Genomic DNA, 18,835 nt, shown 5'->3' on the forward strand with positions numbered 1-18,835 from the left:
TTTTTCTAGGCTGCGGGGCACGCGCCGTCCCGCAGCCCAAGGAGCCGTGCCATGACCGTCACCGAGCCCGTCCGCGTCCCCGCCCCCACCCCGCAGTTCGCGGCGCGGGCCCGCACCGTCGGCGGCTCGCCCGTACGGGACATCCTGGCCGTCACCGCACGCCCCGAAGTCATCAACTTCGCCGGCGGGCTCCCGGCGCCTGAGCTGTTCGACGCCGACGGCATCGCGGCCGCGTACCGGACGGTGCTCGCCGGGACACCCGCGCGGGCCCTGCAGTACTCCACGACCGAGGGCGAGCCCGCGCTGCGGGCCGCACTCGCCGAGCGCACCACCACCCGCGGCCTGCCCACCACCCCCGACGACCTGCTCGTCACCACCGGGTCCCAGCAGGCCCTCTCCCTCCTCGCCACGGCGCTCGTCGAACCCGGCGACACGGTCCTCGTCGAAAACCCCTGCTACCTGGCGGCGCTCCAGGCCTTCGCCCTGGCCGGGGCGCGCGTGGTGGCCGTCCCCGGCGACGAGCACGGCATCGACCCGCAAGCGCTGGACGACCTGGTGGCGCGCGAGCGCCCCAAGCTCCTCTACACCGTGCCCACGTTCCAGAACCCCACCGGACGCACCCTGCCCGCCGCCCGGCGCGCCGCCGTCGCGGAGGTCGCCGCCCGGCGCGGACTGTGGATCGTCGAGGACGACCCGTACGGCGAACTGCGCTACGCGGGCACACGCGTGCCGTGGATCGCCGCCCACCCCGGCGCCGAGGACCGCACCGTGCTGCTCGGCAGCTTCTCCAAGGTCATGGCCCCCGGCCTGCGCCTGGGCTGGCTGCGCGCCCCCGCCGGCCTGCGTCGCGCCTGCGCCGTCGCCAAGCAGGCCGCCGACCTGCACACCCCCACCGTCAACCAGCTCGCCGCGGCCCGCTACCTGGCCGACAACGACCTCGACGCGCACGTCGCACGGGTCGCCGCGGTCTACGGCACCCGCCGGGACGCGATGCTCGCGGGCCTCCCGGACGCCCTCCCGGACGGTTCGGCCTGGACCCGCCCGGACGGCGGCATGTTCCTCTGGGCCCGCCTGCCGGACGGGCACGACACCACGGCCCTGCTCCCCGAGGTGGTCCGGCACGACGTGGCCTACGTCCCCGGCGCCCCCTTCTACGCCGGCGACCCCGACCGGGCCACCCTCCGCCTGTGCTTCGTGACCCAGACCCCGGACGAGATCACGGAGGGCCTGCGCAGACTGGGGAACGCGCTGCGCCCCCGGCGTTAGTGGGCCGAGGGCGGCGGAGCCGCGGTGGCGGTCCGGTGCGGCATGCACACGCGTCGCGGCCCGTCCTCACGGGGAGGACGGGCCGCGACGTGCCGCTGTCAGGTGCTCAGAGCCGCTCGGGCGTCCGGATGCCCAGCAGGGCCATGCCCCGGTGGAGGGTGCGGGCCGTGAGGTCGCACAGGAACAGGCGGTTCTCCACCTGCTCCGGCGAATCGGCCTTCAGCACCGGGCACTTGTCGTAGAACGACGTGTACAGCGACGCCAACTGGTACAGGTACGCGGCCAGTTTGTGCGGGGCGTACTCCGCGGCCGCCTCGAAGACGGTGTCCCCGAAGGCGTCCAGGTGCAGGCCCAGCGCGCGCTCCGCCTCGTGCAGCTCCAGCTCCGGGTGGGCGGCGGGGCGGACCTCGCCGGCCTTGCGGAGGATGGACTGGATACGGGCGTAGGCGTACTGGAGGTAGACCGAGGTGTCGCCGTTGAGCGAGACCATCTGGTCCAGGTCGAACTTGTAGTCGCGGCTCGGCGACGTCGACAGGTCCGCGTACTTCACCGCGCCGATGCCGACCTGCGCGGCCCGCTCCCGGATCTCGTCGTCGGTGAGGTCCCGCGCCTTCTCCCGGACGACCTCCGCGGCGCGCTGCACGGCCTCGTCGAGGAGGTCCTCCAGCCGTACGGTCTCGCCCTCACGGGTCTTGAAGGGCTTGCCGTCCGCGCCGAGCACCGTGCCGTAGCCCATGTTGTGCGCGGTGACGTCGTCGTTCAGCCAGCCCGCCCGGCGGGCCGTCTCGAAGACCATCCGGAAGTGCAGCGACTGGCGCACGTCGACGACGTACAGCAGCGTGGTGGCGTGCAGGTCCTGGACCCGGTCGCGGATCGCGGTGAGGTCGGAGGCCGCGTAGCCGAAGCCGCCGTCGGCCTTCTGCACGATCAGCGGCACGGGCTGGTCGTCCTTGCCGCGGATCTCGTCGAAGAACACCACCAGCGCGCCCTCGGAGCGCACCGCGACGCCCATCTCCTCCAGGAGACGGGCGGTCTCCGGCATGCCCTCGTTGTACGCGGACTCGCCGACGATCTCCTCGTCGCGGATCTCCATGTCGAGCTTCTCGAAGACGGAGTAGAAGTAGACCTTCGACTCGTCCACGAACTGCTGCCACAGCTCCAGCGTCTCCTTGTCGCCGGACTGCAGGGCGACGACCCGCTTGCGGGCCCGCTCCTTGAACTCCTCGTCCGAGTCGAAGAGCACCCGCGACGCCTTGTACACGCGGTTCAGGTTGCTCATGGCCTGCTCGCCGTCGACGTCGGCCGCGGGGGCCAGCTCGCCCGGGTGCTCGAACAGGTACTGGATGAGCATGCCGAACTGGGTGCCCCAGTCGCCGATGTGGTGCCGGCCGATCGTTTTCTCGCCGGTGAAGTCGAGCATGCCGCGCAGCGCGTCGCCGATGACCGCCGACCGCAGGTGACCGACGTGCATCTCCTTCGCCACGTTCGGCTGGGCGTAGTCGACGACCGTGACGCCCGCGTTCTCCTTCAGCGGCACGCCGAGGCGCTCGCCGTCCGCGTGCCGCGCGGCGAGGTTCGCGGTGATCGCCCGGTCGGCGATGGTGAGGTTCAGGAAGCCCGGCCCGGAGACCTCGACGTCCTTGATCAGGTCGCCGGTGGTGAGGTGGGCGACGGCCTCCGCCGCCAGCTCCCGCGGGTTCGCCTTCGCCTTCTTGGCCAGCGCGAGGATGCCGTTGGCCTGGAAGTCCGCCCGGTCGCTGCGTCGCAGCAGCGGGTCCGCGCCGGCGGCCTCCGGCCGGGTGGCCGTGAGGGCGGACGCGAGCTGCTGCTGGACGGAGTCGGTGAGGGACGTGACCGAGGCCATGGAGTGGCTGCCGTTCTCTCGGGTTCGTGGACTGCTACGGAAGACGAGTATCCCACGCGGTGAAAAGCGGTTTTCGCGGATGAGGGCCGTACTGGGAGAATGGAACGGTCAGCCGTGCGACCGTACCGGCTGCTCCAGCGCAGAAAGAAGGACGTGCCGATCGTGGCTCAGAGCACCGAGACCACCGACTGGGTCTCCCGTTTCGCGGATGAGGTCATCGAGGAGTCGGAGCGCCGGGCCCCGGGCAAACCTGTTGTCGTCGCGTCCGGGCTGTCCCCCTCCGGTCCGATCCACCTGGGCAACCTCCGCGAGGTCATGACCCCGCACCTGGTCGCCGACGAGGTCCGCCGCCGCGGGCACCGGGTGCGGCACCTGATCTCCTGGGACGACTACGACCGCTACCGCAAGGTGCCGGCCGACGTGCCCGGCGTCGACAAGACCTGGTCCGAGCACATCGGCAAGCCGCTGACCTCCGTCCCCGCCCCCAAGGGCTCCGCTTACCCGAACTGGGCCGAGCACTTCAAGGCCGCGATGGTCGAGTCGCTGGCCGAGATGGGCGTGGAGTTCGACGGGATCAGCCAGACGGCGCAGTACACCTCCGGCGTCTACCGCGAGCAGATCCTGCACGCCATGAAGCACCGCGGCGACATCGACGCGATCCTCGGCCAGTACCGCACCAAGAAGGCCCCGGCCAAGAAGCAGCAGCAGAAGCCGGTCGACGAGGCCGAGCTGGAGGCCGCGGAGGGCTCCGGCGCGGCCGGCGAGGACGACGGCAGCTCCGGAGCGGCCGGGTACTTCCCGTACAAGCCGTACTGCGGCAACTGCGAGAAGGACTTCACGACCGTCACCTCCTACGACGACGACTCCACCGAGCTGACCTACGCCTGCACGGAGTGCGGCTTCTCGGAGACCGTCCGGCTGAACGAGTTCAACCGCGGCAAGCTGGTCTGGAAGGTCGACTGGCCCATGCGCTGGGCGTACGAAGGCGTGATCTTCGAGCCCAGCGGCGTCGACCACTCGTCCCCCGGGTCGTCGTTCCAGGTCGGCGGGCAGATCGTCGGGATCTTCGGCGGCGAGCAGCCCATCGGCCCGATGTACGCGTTCGTCGGCATCAGCGGCATGGCGAAGATGTCGTCGTCCAAGGGCGGGGTGCCGACCCCCGGCGACGCGCTGAAGATCATGGAGCCGCAGCTGCTGCGCTGGCTGTACGCCCGCCGCCGGCCCAACCAGTCCTTCAAGATCGCCTTCGACCAGGAGATCCAGCGTCTCTACGACGAGTGGGACCGGCTCGACGCCAAGGTCGACGACGGCTCCGCCCTGCCCGGGGACGTCGCCGCGCACTCCCGCGCGGTGGGCACGGCCGGCGGTGAGCTGCCCCGGACGCCCCGGCCGCTGCCCTACCGCACACTCGCCTCGGTGGCCGACATCACCGGCGGCCACACGGACCAGGCGCTGCGCATCCTGAGCGACCTCGACCCGTCGAACCCGCTCGGCTCCCTGGACGAGGCCCGGCCGCGCTACGACAAGGCCGAGGCGTGGATCAACAACCACGTCCCCGCCGACCAGCGCACCATCGTCCGCGCCGAGCCCGACGCCGAACTGCTGAAGTCGCTCGACGAGCAGGGGCAGCGGTCGCTGCGCCTGCTGCTCGACGGGCTCGCCGCCAACTGGTCGCTGGACGGGCTCACCCACCTCGTCTACGGCGTGCCCAAGGTCCAGGCGGGCTTCTCCGCCGACGCCACCCCCAAGGAGCTGCCGCCCGAGATCAAGACCGCCCAGCGGTCGTTCTTCGCGCTGCTCTACCACCTGCTGGTGGGACGGGACACCGGCCCGCGGCTGCCCACGCTGCTGCTGGCGGTCGGCCAGGACCGGGTGCGGGCGCTGCTCGGGGAGTAAGCGGAAGCACGGAAGAGGGGGCGTCCCGGTGCGGGACGCCCCCTCTTCCGTCGCGGGCCCTCGCTACGCGATGTGGTCCTCTTCCATCTCCGCCATGTGGCGCGCCTGGAAGCCCTCGGCGAGCGCCTTCAGGGCGCTCGGGCTCAGCGCCGTGCCGTACGTCGCCTCGATGTTGTCGCCGAGCACCCGCGGGGTCGGGTAGCTGCCGTCTATCGACTGGCGGAACACCTGGTAGTACGCCTCCTCGTCCGGGTCTGCGGCGGGGGTCCCGCCGCCCTCGCCCAGCTCGCGGGTGCGGCCGCCGGGGACCACCGGGATGGGGAAGCTGCCGGTCTCCTCGGGAGACGGCTCCTGGAGGGGAGGCTCCTCCTGGTACTGGTCCTGGTACTGCTCGGCCTGCTGCTGTTCCGCGACCCAGCGCGCGTACTCCTCGTCCGGGTCGTAGGTGGGGTCGTAGCCGCCGTGGTACTCGACGGTCCGGGGGTCCCGGGCGTGCAGCCACTGGTTCTGGTCCGTGTCCCCGTCCTCCTGGGACCCGGGGGCGGGGTGGGCCTCCAGCTCCAGGCGCTGCTCGCCGGAAGGCGCCGCCGGGCCGACCTGCGCCGCCCCGGCTCCACGGCCGCCGCCGGCCGTGTCGGCACGACCGGCCGTGGCCGAATCGAGCTCCGGGGCCGGGGGTATGAGCGCCGGTTCTATGCCGGCCGCCGCCAGACCCGCGGGGGCCGTGTCGGCCAGAGGGACGCCGTACTTGGCGAGGCGGAGCGGCATCAGGGACTCGACCGGGGCCTTGCGCCGCCAGGCGCGGCCGAAGCGGGAGCGCAGCCGGGCCTGGTAGACCAGGCGCTCCTGCTCCAGCTTGATCACCTGCTCGTACGAGCGCAGCTCCCACAGCTTCATCCGGCGCCACAGCAGGAACGTCGGTATCGGCGACAGCATCCAGCGGGTGAGGCGGACACCCTCCATGTGCTTGTCGGCGGTGATGTCGGCGATCCGCCCGATCGCGTGCCGGGCCGCCTCCACCGAGACGACGAACAGCACCGGGATCACACCGTGCATGCCCACACCGAGCGGGTCGGGCCACGCCGCCGCGCCGTTGAACGCGATCGTCGCCGCCGTCAGCAGCCACGCCGTCTGCCGCAGCAGCGGGAACGGGATGCGGATCCAGGTCAGCAGCAGGTCCAGCGCCAGCAGGACGCAGATACCGGCGTCGATGCCGATGGGGAAGACGTAGCTGAAGTTCCCGAAGCCCTTCTGCAGGGCGAGTTCACGGACGGCCGCGTACGAACCGGCGAAGCCGATCCCGGCGATGATCACGGCACCGAAGACGACCACACCGATGAGAACCCGGTGCGTCCGTGTCAGCTGAAGTGGCGCGGCCACCCGTACTCCCCTCCCAGTGCGTGTTGTTGCGCGCAACAGAGTGGCACATGTGTGCGGGGGACGGGTGGCCGGTTCTGCTTCAGCGGGCTCAGTCCTTGTCGGAGGCCTTGTCGGAATCCGACTTCGAGGCGGACTCGGACGGCGCCTTCGACGCCGAGCCGGAAGGCGAACCGCCCTCCTTCTCCGTGTCGTTGGCCTCCGTCACCGAGGCCACGGCCTCCTTGGCGGCCTTCTGCGCGTCCTTCATCAGGTCGTCGGCGGAGGGCGTCTTGTCCCCGGCGAGACCGGCGCCGTTGTAGTCGAGCGTGAGGACCACGTTCTCCACCCGCGCCACGACCGTCTGCTGCTTGAAGGCGCCTTCCTTCTTCTTCAGGTCGTAACGCACCGCCGTCGCCTCGTCACCGACCCCGGAGACCGGCTCCGACTTGGTGCCCTTGGCGCCCTCGGCGGACTGGGCGTCGGCCACCTGCTTGGCGTAGTACTTCTTGGCCAGCTCGTCCGCCGGGCCACGGGTGGTGTCCGAGTCGAAGCGCAGCAGCGAGACGCTGAGCCAGCGGAACTGCGAGCCCTTCACGCCATTGTTGTCCAGGCTGTTCCAGGAGCAGTTGGCGCGGGTGGAGATGTCGTCCGAGTTGCCCTCCTTGCCCGACTTCGCCTTCGGCGCCAGATCTTCGAGGGTCTTCTTGGACAGCACCGTGCACGCTTCCGGGAGCTTCCCGTACTTCGCCGCCCGCACGGTGGGGGAGGGGCTCGCGGACTTCGAGGCGGACGCGCTCGCGCCCTTGTCCTTGCCGTCGTCGGAGCCGGAGTCCGAGGAGCAGCCGGCGGCGACCAACGGGACGGCGGCCGCGCAGACAAGGACACGGGCGAGTCGCTTCACTCGCCGGCCGGACTGCTGCTCTCGCTGTGCTCGTCGCTGCATGGTTCCTTCACTCATGACGCTCGTGTTCCCTGCGGTCGGGACGGGGTCCGAGGGGTCACCGTACGCGTTGACTCGCCCGTGTGGTCTTCCTTCGGGTGGTTCGCGCAGGGCGGTGAAGGGGTCGTGAACGGTGCTCAGCCGCCCAGCGAATCGGCCAGCTCGGAGGCCAGTTTCCGTGCCCTGTCCTGCAGTTCCTTGCTGTCCGGGACGGCGCCGACGGTCATCGGCTGCTCCGCGTACTCGATGGTCACGATGACGTTGGACGTGCGGAACGCCACAGTCACGGTGCGCTGCCCGGCGGTCGAGCCGGAGCTGTCGAGCTCGTCGTCGAGGAACGCCTCCTCGCCCAGGTCCTCCAGCAGCCGGGGCCGCAGGTCGGTGGGGGCGGCGGAGGGCGGCACCGCGGAGCCGGACGGCGCGGAGGCGGAGGGGGAGGAGGCGGAGGCGGACGAACTCGGGTCCGGGGTAGGGGCGATGGACGGCGTGCCGGACTCCGTGGTCGTCACCGTGGGCTCCGGGAGCTGCGCCGCCGTCCGCTTCGTCGCGAAGAGCTCGCCCGCCTGGGCGTCGTCGCTGACGGCGTTGTCGTAGGAGACGACCCGCTCGAAGTCGACCAGCAGATGGTCCGTCGCCAGCGACGACTCCACCTTCCAGCGGCAGCCGACCTTGCGGTCGGTGTCGTACGTGAGGGTCGCCTCGCCCGCGTACGCCTTCTCGCGCTGTGTCTCGTCGGCCATCTCCGCGACTCCGGGCAGGAGTTGGCCGAGGGTCTCGTCGGCGACCAGACCGCAGGGCTCGGGGAGCGTGGCGTATCTGCCGGGCTGGGCGGCCTGCGTCGACGTGCCGGCGCTTCCCGGGTTGGAGTTGTCCGACTGGCCGCCGTCGTCCGAGCTGCCGGTGCAGCCGGCCAGGACGGCCGCCAGGAGCGCGGCGACGCCGGGTACGTACGCCTTCCGCTGCACGTTCGGGTTCCTCTCGACGGTGGGTGCGGGCCGGGGCCCGCCGGGTCTCTCCAGTGTCCCCGCTGGTTAATCGCTTGCCGCACGGGGGCGGCTCCAGCAGACAATGTGTATCGCACGCACTGCCGTGGACGCCGGTCCGTCATCCCTTTTCGTCGACCTTGGCGCCGGTTTTGCGATTCGTGACTTCTGCTGTCTTTCGGGGGAATGGGGGCGTTGTGTCGTACGTGGAACTGCCGGGTGCCAAGGTGCCGATCCGGATGTGGACGGACCCGGCGACGGTGGAGGAGGGCGCGCTCCAGCAGCTGCGGAACGTGGCGACCCTGCCGTGGATCAAGGGCCTGGCCGTGATGCCGGACGTGCACTACGGCAAGGGGGCGACGGTCGGCTCGGTCATCGCGATGCGGGGCGCCGTGTGCCCGGCGGCGGTGGGCGTCGACATCGGCTGCGGGATGTCCGCGGTGCGGACGTCCCTGACGGCGAACGACCTCCCCGGTGACCTGTTCCGGCTCCGGTCGAAGATCGAGCAGGCGATCCCGGTGGGCCGGGGCATGCACGACGACCCGGTCGACCCGTTCCGCTTCCACGCCTTCGCGACCGGCGGCTGGGACGGCTTCTGGGAGCGCTTCGGCGGGGTGGCGGACGCGGTCAAGTTCCGCGAGGAACGCGCCACGAAGCAGATGGGAACACTCGGATCCGGCAACCATTTTGTCGAAGTGTGTGTGGATTCGACCGATTCTGTCTGGCTTATGCTGCACTCCGGTTCCCGGAACATCGGCAAGGAGCTCGCCGAGCACCACATCGGCATCGCCCAGAAGCTCCCGCACAACCAGGGCCTGGTCGACCGCGACCTCGCCGTCTTCGTCGCGGACACCCCGCAGATGGCGGCGTACCGCAACGACCTGTTCTGGGCGCAGGAGTACGCGAAGTACAACCGCTCGATCATGATGGCACTTCTGAAGGACGTGGTCCGCAAGGAGTTCAAGAAGGCCAAGCCGCTCTTCGAGCAGGAGATCAGCGCGCACCACAACTACGTGGCCGAGGAGCGCTACGAGGGCGTGGACCTGCTCGTGACCCGCAAGGGCGCGATCCGCGCGGGCTCCGGCGAGTACGGGATCATCCCGGGGTCCATGGGCACGGGTTCGTACATCGTCAAGGGCCTCGGGAACACCAAGTCCTTCAACTCGGCGTCGCACGGCGCCGGTCGGCGGATGAGCCGCAACGCGGCGAAGCGGCGCTTCTCGACGAAGGACCTGGAGGAGCAGACGCGGGGCGTGGAGTGCCGCAAGGACTCCGGCGTCGTGGACGAGATCCCGAGCGCGTACAAGCCGATCGAGCAGGTCATCGACCAGCAGCGGGACCTCGTCGAGGTCGTCGCCAAGCTGAAGCAGGTCGTCTGCGTCAAGGGCTAGCGCCCCGGCGTCACGCCTCGCGGTAGACCTTCGTGTTGGAGGCCTGGGCGCGGGGGCGGACGATCAGGAGGTCGATGTTGACGTGGGGCGGGCGGGTGACCGCCCAGGTGATGGTGTCGGCGACGTCGTCGGCGGTGAGGGGGTCCGGCACGCCCTGGTAGACCTTCTCGGCCTTGGCCGTGTCGCCGCCGAAGCGGGTGAGGGCGAACTCCTCGGTCCTGACCATGCCGGGCGCGATCTCGATGACGCGCACCGGGCGGCCGACGATCTCCAGGCGCAGCGTCTCGGCGAGGACGTGGGCGCCGTGCTTGGCCGCGACGTAGCCCGCGCCGCCCTCGTAGGTGGCGTGGCCCGCGGTGGAGGAGACGATCACGACGGTGCCGTCGCCGCTCGCGTCCAGCTTGGGGAGCAGGGCCTGGGTGAGGTGGAGGGTGCCGAGGACGTTGGTCTCGTACATGGTGCGCCACTGGTCCGGGTCGCCGGTGGCGACCGGGTCGGCGCCGAGCGCGCCGCCGGCGTTGTTGACGAGGACGCCGACGGTCTTGAAGGCGGTGGCGAACTCGTCGACGGCGGCGCGGTCGGTGACGTCGAGGGGGTAGGCGGTGGCCTGGTGGCCGGCCGTGGTGATCTCCTCGGCGAGCGCCTCGATGCGGTCCTTGCGGCGGGCGGTGAGGACGACCCGGTAGCCGGCCTCGGCGAGCCGGCGGGCGGTGGCGGCGCCGATTCCGCTGCTCGCACCCGTGACGACGGCGATACGGGACGCGGCGGGCGGTACGGCGGTGGCCATGGGCTGCTCCTCGGACGTTCTGCTTCGTGTTGCTTCCTGGCGGGTACCCTGCGCGGCCAGCATAGGCGGGCGCCGCCGGGTGGCGGCGGGGGCGTCAGCCGTTGCGCGGGGCCCACATGATCAGGGCCATTCCGGCGAGGCAGACCAGCGCGCCGGAGATGTCCCAGCGGTCCGGGCGGTAGCCGTCGGCGACGACGCCCCAGAGGATCGAGCCGGCGACGAAGATCCCGCCGTACGCGGCGAGCACGCGGCCGAAGTGGGCGTCGGGCTGGAAGGTGGCGACGAAGCCGTAGGCGCCGAGGGCGAGGACGCCGCCGGCCGCCCACATCCAGCCGCGGTGTTCGCGTACGCCCTGCCAGACCAGCCAGGCGCCGCCGATCTCCAGCACGGCGGCGAGGACGAACAGGGCGGCGGAGCGGAGGATCGGCATGGGCGCAGCTTCGCACGCCGGACGTCACCTGATGGACGGCGCCTGCCAGGGCCCGGGGGCGTGGGATACATCCGCAGATGTGGCAGGAGCGGAGAGGAGTCGCACATGCCCGAGGACGCGCGGCCGGGGCTGCTGGCCGAGCTGGCCGTGGTGTCCCGGCGCTACATGGCCGCGTACGCCCTGTTCGGCCAGGCGCTGGCCGACCACATGGGCCTGCACCCCACCGATGTGCAGTGCCTGAACCTGCTGACGCTGGAGGGCGGCCCGGTGACCACCACCCGGATCGGGCAGCTGACCGGTCTGACGACGGGGTCGGCGACGCGGCTGGTGGACCGGCTGGAGCGGGCGGGGTACGTGGTCAGGAAGCGGGACGCCGCGGACCGGCGGCTGGTGCTGGTGACGGTGGTGCCGGCGAAGGCCGCCGAGTTCGGGCGGGTGTGGGAGCGGCTCGGTGGCGGCTGGGTCGCGTTCTTCGAGGATCTCGACGACGCGCAGCTCGCCCTGTTCATCGACCACATGCGGCGTACGACGGAGTTCGGTGTGGAGCAGGCCGCGCGGCTGCGGGCGGGCGCCGTCGAGCGGACGGAATAGCCGGGGCCGGTCCGCCGTTCCAGGGGTATAGTTGAACCGTAAACAACCTGGAGGGTGAGCGGTCATGCAGTTCGGGATCTTCAGCGTCGGGGATGTCACGCCCGACCCGACGACGGGGCGTACGCCGACCGAGCGCGAGCGGATCAAGGCCATGGTCGCCATCGCGCTGAAGGCCGAGGAGGTGGGCCTCGACGTCTTCGCGACCGGCGAGCACCACAACCCGCCGTTCGTGCCGTCCTCGCCGACCACCATGCTCGGCTACATCGCGGCCCGCACCGAGCGGCTGGTCCTCTCCACCTCGACGACGCTGATCACCACCAACGACCCGGTGAAGATCGCCGAGGACTTCGCGATGCTCCAGCACCTGGCCGACGGCCGGATGGACCTGATGATGGGCCGCGGGAACACCGGCCCGGTCTATCCCTGGTTCGGCAAGGACATCCGCCAGGGCATCAACCTGGCGATAGAGAACTACGCCCTGCTCCACCGGCTGTGGCGCGAGGACGTCGTCGACTGGGAGGGCAAGTTCCGCACCCCGCTGCAGGGCTTCACCTCCACGCCCCGCCCGCTGGACGGCGTGCCGCCGTTCGTCTGGCACGGCTCCATCCGCTCGCCGGAGATCGCCGAGCAGGCGGCGTACTACGGCGACGGCTTCTTCCACAACAACATCTTCTGGCCGGCCGACCACACCAAGCGCATGATCGAGCTGTACCGCAACCGCTACGCCCACTACGGCCACGGCACCCCCGAGCAGGCGATCGTCGGGCTCGGCGGCCAGGTGTTCATGCGGAAGAACTCGCAGGACGCGGTACGCGAGTTCCGCCCGTACTTCGACGTCGCGCCGGTCTACGGGCACGGGCCCTCGCTGGAGGAGTTCACCCGGCAGACCCCGCTGACCGTGGGCTCCCCGCAGCAGGTCATCGAGAAGACGCTGTCGTTCCGCGAGTACGCCGGTGACTACCAGCGCCAGCTGTTCCTGATGGACCACGCCGGACTGCCGCTGAAGACCGTCCTCGAGCAGCTCGACCTGCTCGGCGAGGAGGTCGTCCCGGTGCTGCGCGAGGAGTTCGCCAAGGACCGCCCGGCGAACGTGCCGGACGCGCCCACCCACGGCTCGCTGCTGGCGGGGGCGAAGGACAAGGAAGGAGCGCGGGCATGAGGCTCGTCGTCGTCTCGGCGGGACTGAGCGTCCCGTCGTCCACGCGGCTGCTCGGCGACCGCCTGGCCGCCGCGACCGCGGCGCAGACCCCGGCGGACGTCCAGGTGGTCGAGCTGCGGGACCTCGCCGTGGAGATCGCGCACAACTTCACCAACGGCTTCCCGGGGCGGGCGCTCGCCGACGCCTTCGACGCGGTGACCGCCGCCGACGGGCTGATCGTGGTCACCCCGGTGTTCTCGGCGTCGTACAGCGGGCTGTTCAAGTCGTTCTTCGACACGCTGAGCGTGAGCGACCCCGAGGCCCTCGCCGGCAAGCCGGTGCTGATCGCGGCGACCGGCGGCACGGCCCGGCACTCGCTGGTGCTGGACCACGCGCTGCGGCCGCTCTTCTCCTACCTCAAGGCCGTCGTCGTCCCCACCGGCGTCTACGCCGCCTCGGAGGACTGGGGCGCCGAGGGGCTGGACGGGCGCGTCGAGCGCGCGGCCGGCGAGCTGGCGGCGCTGACGGCGGGACTGTCCGCCGCCCGTCCGCGTCCCACACGGGACTCCTTCGAAGAGGTCACCCCCTTCGAGGAGCGGCTCGCCGCGCTGCGGCCCACCGGGTGAGAGCGGAGTAAGAAGCGCGCCCCGGCACCGTCCGCCGGAGCCGGGGCGCCGCGGCGGTTGGCAGACTGGGGGCGTGCCGCACACCGTTCTGCTCGCCGAAGACGACCGCGCCATCCGCAACGCCCTGGAGCGCGCCCTGACCCTGGAGGGCTACCGGGTCACGGCCGTCGCCGACGGTGTCGAGGCCCTCGCGCAGGCCCACCGCAGCCGGCCCGACGTGCTGGTGCTGGACGTGATGATGCCCGGCATCGACGGGCTCCAGGTCTGCCGGGTGCTGCGCGCCGAGGGCGACAGCACCCCGGTGCTGATGCTGACGGCGCTGGTGGAGACCGCCGACCGGATCGCCGGACTGGACGCGGGCGCCGACGACTACGTCGTCAAGCCCTTCGACGTCGAGGAGGTCTTCGCCCGGCTGCGCGCGCTGCTGCGCCGGGCGGCGCCGGTGACACCGGTTCCCGAGCCCGTCAGGGAGCCCGCCGAGGAGCCGAAGCCGGACACCTCCGGGCGGTTCGTGGAGGCGGCCGGACTGCGCATGGACCCGCAGGCCCGCCGGGCCTGGCGCGGCCGGCGGGAGCTGGAGCTGACCCGCACCGAGTTCGAACTGCTGGAGCTGCTGATCCGCAACGCGGGCGTCGTCCTCGACCACTCCACCATCTACGACCGCATCTGGGGCTACGACTTCGGCCCCGGCTCCAAGAACCTCGCCGTCTACGTCGGCTATCTGCGCCGCAAGCTCGACGACCCCGGCGCGCCGCAGCTGATCCACACCGTGCGCGGAGTGGGTTACGTGCTGCGGGAGGGCTGAGTGTCCCAGGGCCCCGTCCCGCGGCGCAGGCTGCGGCTGCTGTCGCTGGGGACCACCTTCGCGGTGGCGTTCGCCGCGGTGACGGCCACCATCACCGTGCTGGTCGGCATCCTGTCGTACAGCGCGGCCGCCCGGCTGGTGCGGGTGGACCAGCAGTCCGTGTTCGACGAGGTCGTGCAGGACCTGCGGGACGAGGTCCGGCAGAACCGGATGTCGCCCCACGACTTCTCCTCCGCCGCGCCCGGCCACGACCTGGTGCGGCCCGCCCGGACCGACGTCCAGGTGCTCGGGCCGGACGGCCGGATCGTCGACCCCGGCAACCCCGGGCTGCCGGTGGTCGACTCCGACCGCGGGATCGCCGGCGCCACCACGGCCGGACGGGTGGTGGTGCACGCGGACGTCGACGTCGGCGATGACGTGTACCGGGTCGCGACCGTCGCGCTCGGCGGCAGCCGGGGCGCGGTGCAGGTCGCGCAGGAGTTCAGCGACACCGAGGACCTGCTGCGGGCGCTCCAGCGGCGCACGCTGATCCTGATGGCGGCGGTGGTGGTCGGCGCCGGCCTGTTCGGCTGGTGGCTGGCCCGGCGCATCACCCGCCGCCTCGTCGTCCTCACCCGCACCGCCGAGGCCGTCGCCCGCACCCGCCGGCTCGGCATCCAGGTGCCCGTCGCCGGCTACGACGAGGTGGGGCGCCTCGGCCGCGCCTTCGACCGGATGCTGGGCCGGCTCGCCCAGTCCGAGGAGGACCAGCGCCGGCTGGTCCAGGACGCCGGACACGAGCTGCGCACGCCGCTCACCTCGCTGCGCACCAACATCTCCCTGCTGCGCCGCATCGACGAACTGCCGCCCGGCACCCGGGAGGAACTCGTCGCCGACCTCACCCAGGAGGCCCGCGAACTGACCGACCTCGTCAACGAACTCGTCGAACTCGCGGCCGGGCAGTCCGACACCGAGCCGCCGCGGCGGGTCGACCTCGCGGACATCGCCGAGGAGGTGGCGGCGCTGGCCCGGCGGCGCACCGGACGGGACATCGTGGTGAGCGTGAGCGGCGACACCACCAGCGACGGGCGGCCCGGGATGCTCACCCGGGCGCTGTCCAACCTCGTGGAGAACGCGGTCAAGTTCGACCGGGACGGCCGTGCCGCCGTGGAGATCCACGTCGCGGGGCCGGCGCGGGCGGGCACGGTGCGGGTGGAGGTGCGGGACCGGGGGCCGGGGATCGCCGACGACGACCTGATCCGCGTCTTCGACCGCTTCTACCGCGCCGCGGACGCGCGTTCCCTGCCGGGGTCGGGGCTCGGGCTTTCCATCGTGCGGGAGGTGGCGCTCGCCCACGGGGGAGCGCCGTACGCCTTCCGGCGGGAGGGCGGCGGGACGGTGACCGGGTTCACGGTGGGGGGCGGAGCCGGCGGGGCGGGGGGCGGTGGGTGAGCGGGGGCGTTCGCGCGGCGCCCCCGCAGTGATGCCGCTCACTGGCCGTTGAGGGAGGAGTAGGGGAGGTGTTGGCTGTGCAGGTATGCGTGCGGGGGCGCGGTGGTGTGCCCGTCCCCCGGAGAAGGGGAGGGCAACGTGCTGACCGACGAGGAGACCGCCGCGCTGGCGGCGGTCGACGAGGTGGCGCTGGGGCGGACGCTGATGGAGCTGATCTCGGTGCCGAGCGTCACCGGGAGCGCCGCCGAGTCGGAGCTCCAGCACCAGCTGGCCGGGCGGCTGGAGTGGCTCGGCATGGACGTCGACCTGTGGTCGATGGATCTGCAGGAGCTGCGCGCCGACCCGGACTTCCCCGGCACGGAGGCGCCCCGCGAGGAGGCCTGGGGGCTGGTCGGGACGACCTCCGACGGCGGTGACGGGCCGACCCTGATACTCCAGGGCCATGTGGACGTCGTACCGCCGGGCGACCTCGACGCGTGGGACGGCGACCCGTTCGTGCCCCGGGTGACCGGGGACCTCGTGCACGGGCGCGGCGCCTGTGACATGAAGGCCGGGATAGCGGCCCACCTCGCCGCGCTGGCCGCGATACGGACGGCCGGGATACGGCTGCGCGGCCGGGTCGCCGCGCACTTCGTGGTGGGCGAGGAGGACGGTGGCGTGGGCGCCTTCGGCACCCTGCGGCGCGGCCACCGGGGCGACGCCTGCGTCATCGCCGAACCCACCGACGGCACCCTGATCACCGCCAACGCGGGCGCCCTGACGTTCCGCGTCACCGTGCCCGGCAGGGCGGCGCACGGCAGTGCGCGGGAGCAGGGGGTCAGCGCCGTCGACGCCTATCTGCCCCTGCACCGGGCGCTGGCGGTGCTGGAGACCGAGCGCAACCGCGACCCGGACCCGCTGCTCGCCGAGTACTCCCTGCCGTACGCCCTGTCGGTGGGCACCGTGCGCGCCGGGGACTGGGCGAGCAGCGTGCCCGACCTGCTGATCGCCGAGGGCCGGCTCGGCGTCCGTCTCGGCGAGGAACCGGCGGACGCCCGCGCCGAGTTCGAGCGGTGCGTGGCACGGGCGTGCGCCGCGGACCCCTGGCTGCGCGACCATCCGGCCACGGTGAGCTGGCCGGGCGGTCTGTTCGCGAGCGGCCGGCTGCCCGAGGGGCACGCCCTGGCGGACGCCGTCGGGGCCGCGCACGCCGACGCGACGGCAGGCCCGCGGCCGAGGCAGCGCGGCGCGACGTACGGCAGTGACCTGCGGCTGTACGCCGCCGCCGGCATCCCCACGCTCCAATTCGGGCCGGGGGACATCGCGGTGGCCCACAGCGACCGCGAACACGTCTCCCTGCGCGAGACGGTGGCGGCGGCCCGGACGCTGGTCCTGACGGTGCTGCGGACCGTCGGCACCAAGTAACGGCGTCCGCGACGCGGGGGAGTGGCCCGGCCGGTCCCCCGCACTCCTCCCCGTCCGGCTTCGGGTCTCCGGCTGCCGTTCTCCGTTTTCCGTTATCCGGCCCGGGGCGGTGGCTCTCCTTCAGTGACAGGGCCAGGACAGTACGGTCCAGGACCGAGAAGGAGCGTGGACGAGCGTGGCAGCGAGCAGCGGACCCGGCAGGGAGACGGTCGAGGCGGCACAGCGTGGCGACACGAGGGCCCAGGACGAACTCGTCGCCGCCTACCTCCCGTTGGTGTACAACATCGTGGGCCGGGCCCTGAACGGGCACCCCGACGTCGACGACGTGGTGCAGGAGAGCATGCTCCGCGCGCTCGCCGCGCTGGGCTCGCTGAGGGACCCCGACGGCTTCCGGCCCTGGCTGGTCGCCATCACCATGAACCAGCTCCGCCACCACTGGCGCGCCCACCGTACGGCCCCGGCGGGCACGGCCCTGCACGACGCGTACGAAGTCGCCGACCCCGGAGCCGACTTCGTGGACCTGACGATCGTGCGGCTCGGCCTGGAGGGCCAGCGGCGCGAGGCCGCCGCGGCCACCCGCTGGCTGGACCCCGACGACCAGGCGCTGCTGTCGCTGTGGTGGCTGGAGGCGGCGGGCGAGCTGACGCGGGCGGAGGTGGCGGCGGCGCTGGAGCTGTCGCCGCAGCACACGGCGGTGCGGGTGCAGCGGATGAAGGCGCAGCTGGAGACGGCCCGGCTGGTGGTGCGGGCGCTGTCCGCGCGGCCGCGGTGCGTGCTGCTGGACGACGTGGTCGCGTCCTGGGACGCCGTCCCCTCGGCCCTCTGGCGCAAGCGCATCGCCCGGCACGCCCGGGACTGCACGGTCTGCTCGGGCTTCCAGTCGGGCCTGGTGCCGGCGGAGGGCCTGCTGGTGGGCCTGGGCCTGGTCCCGGTCGGCGCGAGCCTGCTCGCGGCGTCCGCCCTGTTCACCGTCTTCGGCGCGGGCACGGCGGACGCGGCACCGGTGTCGGCCGTCTGGGACGCGACGGGACCCGCAGGCGCGGGCGACCCGTGGGTGGGCTCCGGGGAGCCGGTGGGGCCCGGGAGCACATCGGGCTCCGCCCAGCGAAGCGACTCGGGACCCTCCGGACCGGCGGTCCCCGAACCGGCCACGGTGCTGGGCCACCGTACGCACCTCCGCGCGCGCAGGCGGCGGCGCAGGAACGTCGCGGCCGTGGCGGCGGCGCTGCTGGTCGCCGGGGGCACGGTGTCCGGGATCGCCCTCCTGATACCGGACGGCGACGGGGACACCGTGCGGGCGGCGTCGGAAAGCGCGTCGCGGTCCGCCCTGTCTCCCACGGCCGAGGCCTCCGCTCCGTCCGCCACGGCCTCCTCCGCCACCCCTTCTCCCTCGTCCTCCCCGTCGGCGAGTGCGTCCCGCAAGCCGAAGCCCTCGGCCACGCCCCGCCCGGACAGCTCCGAGGCGAAGTCCGCCCCCGCGCCCACGTCGGCGCCCGCCTCGGCGCCCGCGAAGCCGCCGGCGCAGCCGTCCGCACCCGCGGCCGCGGGGCCCGCCGCCGACGTCCTGAGCCTCACCAACACGGAGCGGGCGAAGGCGGGCTGCGGCCCCGTGAAGTCCGACGACCGGCTGGCCAGGGCGGCCCAGCTGCACAGCGAGGACATGTCCGCCAACGACTACTTCTCCCACACCGGCCAGAACGGCAGCAGCTTCGTGGACCGGGCCAAGGCCCAGGGCCACCCGAGCCCCGGCGCCGAGAACATCGCCCGGGGCCAGAGCTCCGCCGCGAGCGTCATGGACGCCTGGATGAACTCCGCGGGCCACCGCGCGAACATACTCAACTGCTCACTGACGTCCCTCGGCGTCGGCGTGACCGAAAGCGACTGGACCTGGACCCAGGTCTTCGGCTACTGAGACACCCGCGCG

16 protein-coding genes are annotated in these 18,835 nt (G+C 72.4%); 10 read left to right on the plus strand and 6 right to left on the minus strand.

The features are described 5' to 3' along the window. The first annotated feature begins 51 nt into the window (after nt 1-51). Nucleotides 52-1,266 carry an aminotransferase-like domain-containing protein gene (locus CNQ36_RS20020; RefSeq protein ID WP_121547008.1) on the plus strand — a complete coding sequence of 405 codons (1,215 nt, stop codon included), beginning with the start codon at nt 52-54 and terminating at the stop codon, nt 1,264-1,266. A 106-nt stretch (nt 1,267-1,372) separates the two neighbouring features. Here the strand turns inward: CNQ36_RS20020 and argS are convergent, their stop codons facing one another. Continuing rightward, nucleotides 1,373-3,130: an arginine--tRNA ligase gene (gene argS, locus CNQ36_RS20025; RefSeq protein ID WP_121547009.1), complete on the minus strand. Its 1,758-nt coding sequence runs from the start codon at nt 3,128-3,130 to the stop codon at nt 1,373-1,375. Between the two features lie 153 nt (nt 3,131-3,283). On the opposite strand from argS, the gene lysS reads away from it, so the two are divergent. Further along, nucleotides 3,284-5,026, plus strand: a complete 1,743-nt coding sequence (lysS, locus tag CNQ36_RS20030) for a lysine--tRNA ligase (protein ID WP_121548527.1) — start codon at nt 3,284-3,286, stop codon at nt 5,024-5,026. 63 nt (nt 5,027-5,089) lie between these two features. Here the strand turns inward: lysS and CNQ36_RS20035 are convergent, their stop codons facing one another. The 3 genes from CNQ36_RS20035 to CNQ36_RS34785 form a co-directional block, all read right to left on the minus strand. After that, nucleotides 5,090-6,406, minus strand: a complete 1,317-nt coding sequence (locus CNQ36_RS20035; protein ID WP_121547010.1) for a DUF2637 domain-containing protein — start codon at nt 6,404-6,406, stop codon at nt 5,090-5,092. A gap of 88 nt (nt 6,407-6,494) precedes the next feature. Then, nucleotides 6,495-7,343, minus strand: coding sequence for a DUF3558 family protein (locus CNQ36_RS20040; RefSeq protein ID WP_121547011.1), 849 nt, complete (start codon nt 7,341-7,343; stop codon nt 6,495-6,497). Nucleotides 7,344-7,462: 119 nt separating this feature from the next. Next, nucleotides 7,463-8,290 carry a DUF3558 domain-containing protein gene (locus CNQ36_RS34785; RefSeq protein WP_160160334.1) on the minus strand — a complete coding sequence of 276 codons (828 nt, stop codon included), beginning with the start codon at nt 8,288-8,290 and terminating at the stop codon, nt 7,463-7,465. 215 nt (nt 8,291-8,505) lie between these two features. On the opposite strand from CNQ36_RS34785, the gene CNQ36_RS20050 reads away from it, so the two are divergent. Beyond that, complete coding sequence (locus CNQ36_RS20050) at nt 8,506-9,699, plus strand: RtcB family protein (protein WP_121547012.1); 1,194 nt, start codon at nt 8,506-8,508, stop codon at nt 9,697-9,699. Between the two features lie 10 nt (nt 9,700-9,709). On the opposite strand, the gene CNQ36_RS20055 is transcribed toward CNQ36_RS20050, so the two are convergent. Both CNQ36_RS20055 and CNQ36_RS20060 read right to left on the minus strand, forming a co-directional pair. Further along, on the minus strand, nt 9,710-10,486 hold the full coding sequence (locus CNQ36_RS20055; protein ID WP_121547013.1) for an SDR family NAD(P)-dependent oxidoreductase: 777 nt from the start codon (nt 10,484-10,486) through the stop codon (nt 9,710-9,712). A 94-nt stretch (nt 10,487-10,580) separates the two neighbouring features. Beyond that, nucleotides 10,581-10,916 carry a YnfA family protein gene (locus CNQ36_RS20060; RefSeq protein WP_121547014.1) on the minus strand — a complete coding sequence of 112 codons (336 nt, stop codon included), beginning with the start codon at nt 10,914-10,916 and terminating at the stop codon, nt 10,581-10,583. A 105-nt stretch (nt 10,917-11,021) separates the two neighbouring features. On the opposite strand from CNQ36_RS20060, the gene CNQ36_RS20065 reads away from it, so the two are divergent. From CNQ36_RS20065 to CNQ36_RS20095, 7 genes are all read left to right on the plus strand, one after another. After that, entirely contained in the window at nt 11,022-11,507 is a 486-nt protein-coding gene (locus CNQ36_RS20065; RefSeq protein WP_040906443.1) for a MarR family winged helix-turn-helix transcriptional regulator, read from the plus strand. Between the two features lie 64 nt (nt 11,508-11,571). After that, nucleotides 11,572-12,666, plus strand: a complete 1,095-nt coding sequence (locus CNQ36_RS20070; protein WP_121547015.1) for an LLM class flavin-dependent oxidoreductase — start codon at nt 11,572-11,574, stop codon at nt 12,664-12,666. Then, nucleotides 12,663-13,271, plus strand: a complete 609-nt coding sequence (locus tag CNQ36_RS20075; protein WP_121547016.1) for an FMN reductase — start codon at nt 12,663-12,665, stop codon at nt 13,269-13,271. The genes CNQ36_RS20070 and CNQ36_RS20075 overlap by 4 nt, the downstream gene beginning before the upstream one ends. 73 nt (nt 13,272-13,344) lie before the next feature. Continuing rightward, on the plus strand, nt 13,345-14,076 hold the full coding sequence (locus CNQ36_RS20080; protein WP_121547017.1) for a response regulator transcription factor: 732 nt from the start codon (nt 13,345-13,347) through the stop codon (nt 14,074-14,076). Further along, complete coding sequence (locus tag CNQ36_RS20085; protein ID WP_121547018.1) at nt 14,077-15,507, plus strand: HAMP domain-containing sensor histidine kinase; 1,431 nt, start codon at nt 14,077-14,079, stop codon at nt 15,505-15,507. 138 nt (nt 15,508-15,645) lie between these two features. Continuing rightward, complete coding sequence (locus CNQ36_RS20090; protein WP_121547019.1) at nt 15,646-16,911, plus strand: ArgE/DapE family deacylase; 1,266 nt, start codon at nt 15,646-15,648, stop codon at nt 16,909-16,911. A gap of 175 nt (nt 16,912-17,086) precedes the next feature. Then, nucleotides 17,087-18,823, plus strand: coding sequence for a sigma-70 family RNA polymerase sigma factor (locus CNQ36_RS20095; protein WP_121547021.1), 1,737 nt, complete (start codon nt 17,087-17,089; stop codon nt 18,821-18,823). Nucleotides 18,824-18,835 lie beyond the last annotated feature (12 nt).

Origin of the sequence: Streptomyces fungicidicus (assembly GCF_003665435.1) — a bacterium.
Lineage (GTDB): Bacteria > Actinomycetota > Actinomycetes > Streptomycetales > Streptomycetaceae > Streptomyces > Streptomyces fungicidicus.

Coding starts and splice junctions, on each gene's coding strand:
- CNQ36_RS20060 (WP_121547014.1), bottom strand. CDS start 10,916: ATGCCGATCCTCCGCTCCGCCGCCCTGTTCGTCCTCGCCGCCGTGCTG.
- CNQ36_RS20070 (WP_121547015.1), top strand. CDS start 11,572: ATGCAGTTCGGGATCTTCAGCGTCGGGGATGTCACGCCCGACCCGACG.
- argS (WP_121547009.1), bottom strand. CDS start 3,130: ATGGCCTCGGTCACGTCCCTCACCGACTCCGTCCAGCAGCAGCTCGCG.
- CNQ36_RS20075 (WP_121547016.1), top strand. CDS start 12,663: ATGAGGCTCGTCGTCGTCTCGGCGGGACTGAGCGTCCCGTCGTCCACG.
- CNQ36_RS20020 (WP_121547008.1), top strand. CDS start 52: ATGACCGTCACCGAGCCCGTCCGCGTCCCCGCCCCCACCCCGCAGTTC.
- CNQ36_RS20040 (WP_121547011.1), bottom strand. CDS start 7,343: ATGAGTGAAGGAACCATGCAGCGACGAGCACAGCGAGAGCAGCAGTCC.
- CNQ36_RS20055 (WP_121547013.1), bottom strand. CDS start 10,486: ATGGCCACCGCCGTACCGCCCGCCGCGTCCCGTATCGCCGTCGTCACG.
- CNQ36_RS20065 (WP_040906443.1), top strand. CDS start 11,022: ATGCCCGAGGACGCGCGGCCGGGGCTGCTGGCCGAGCTGGCCGTGGTG.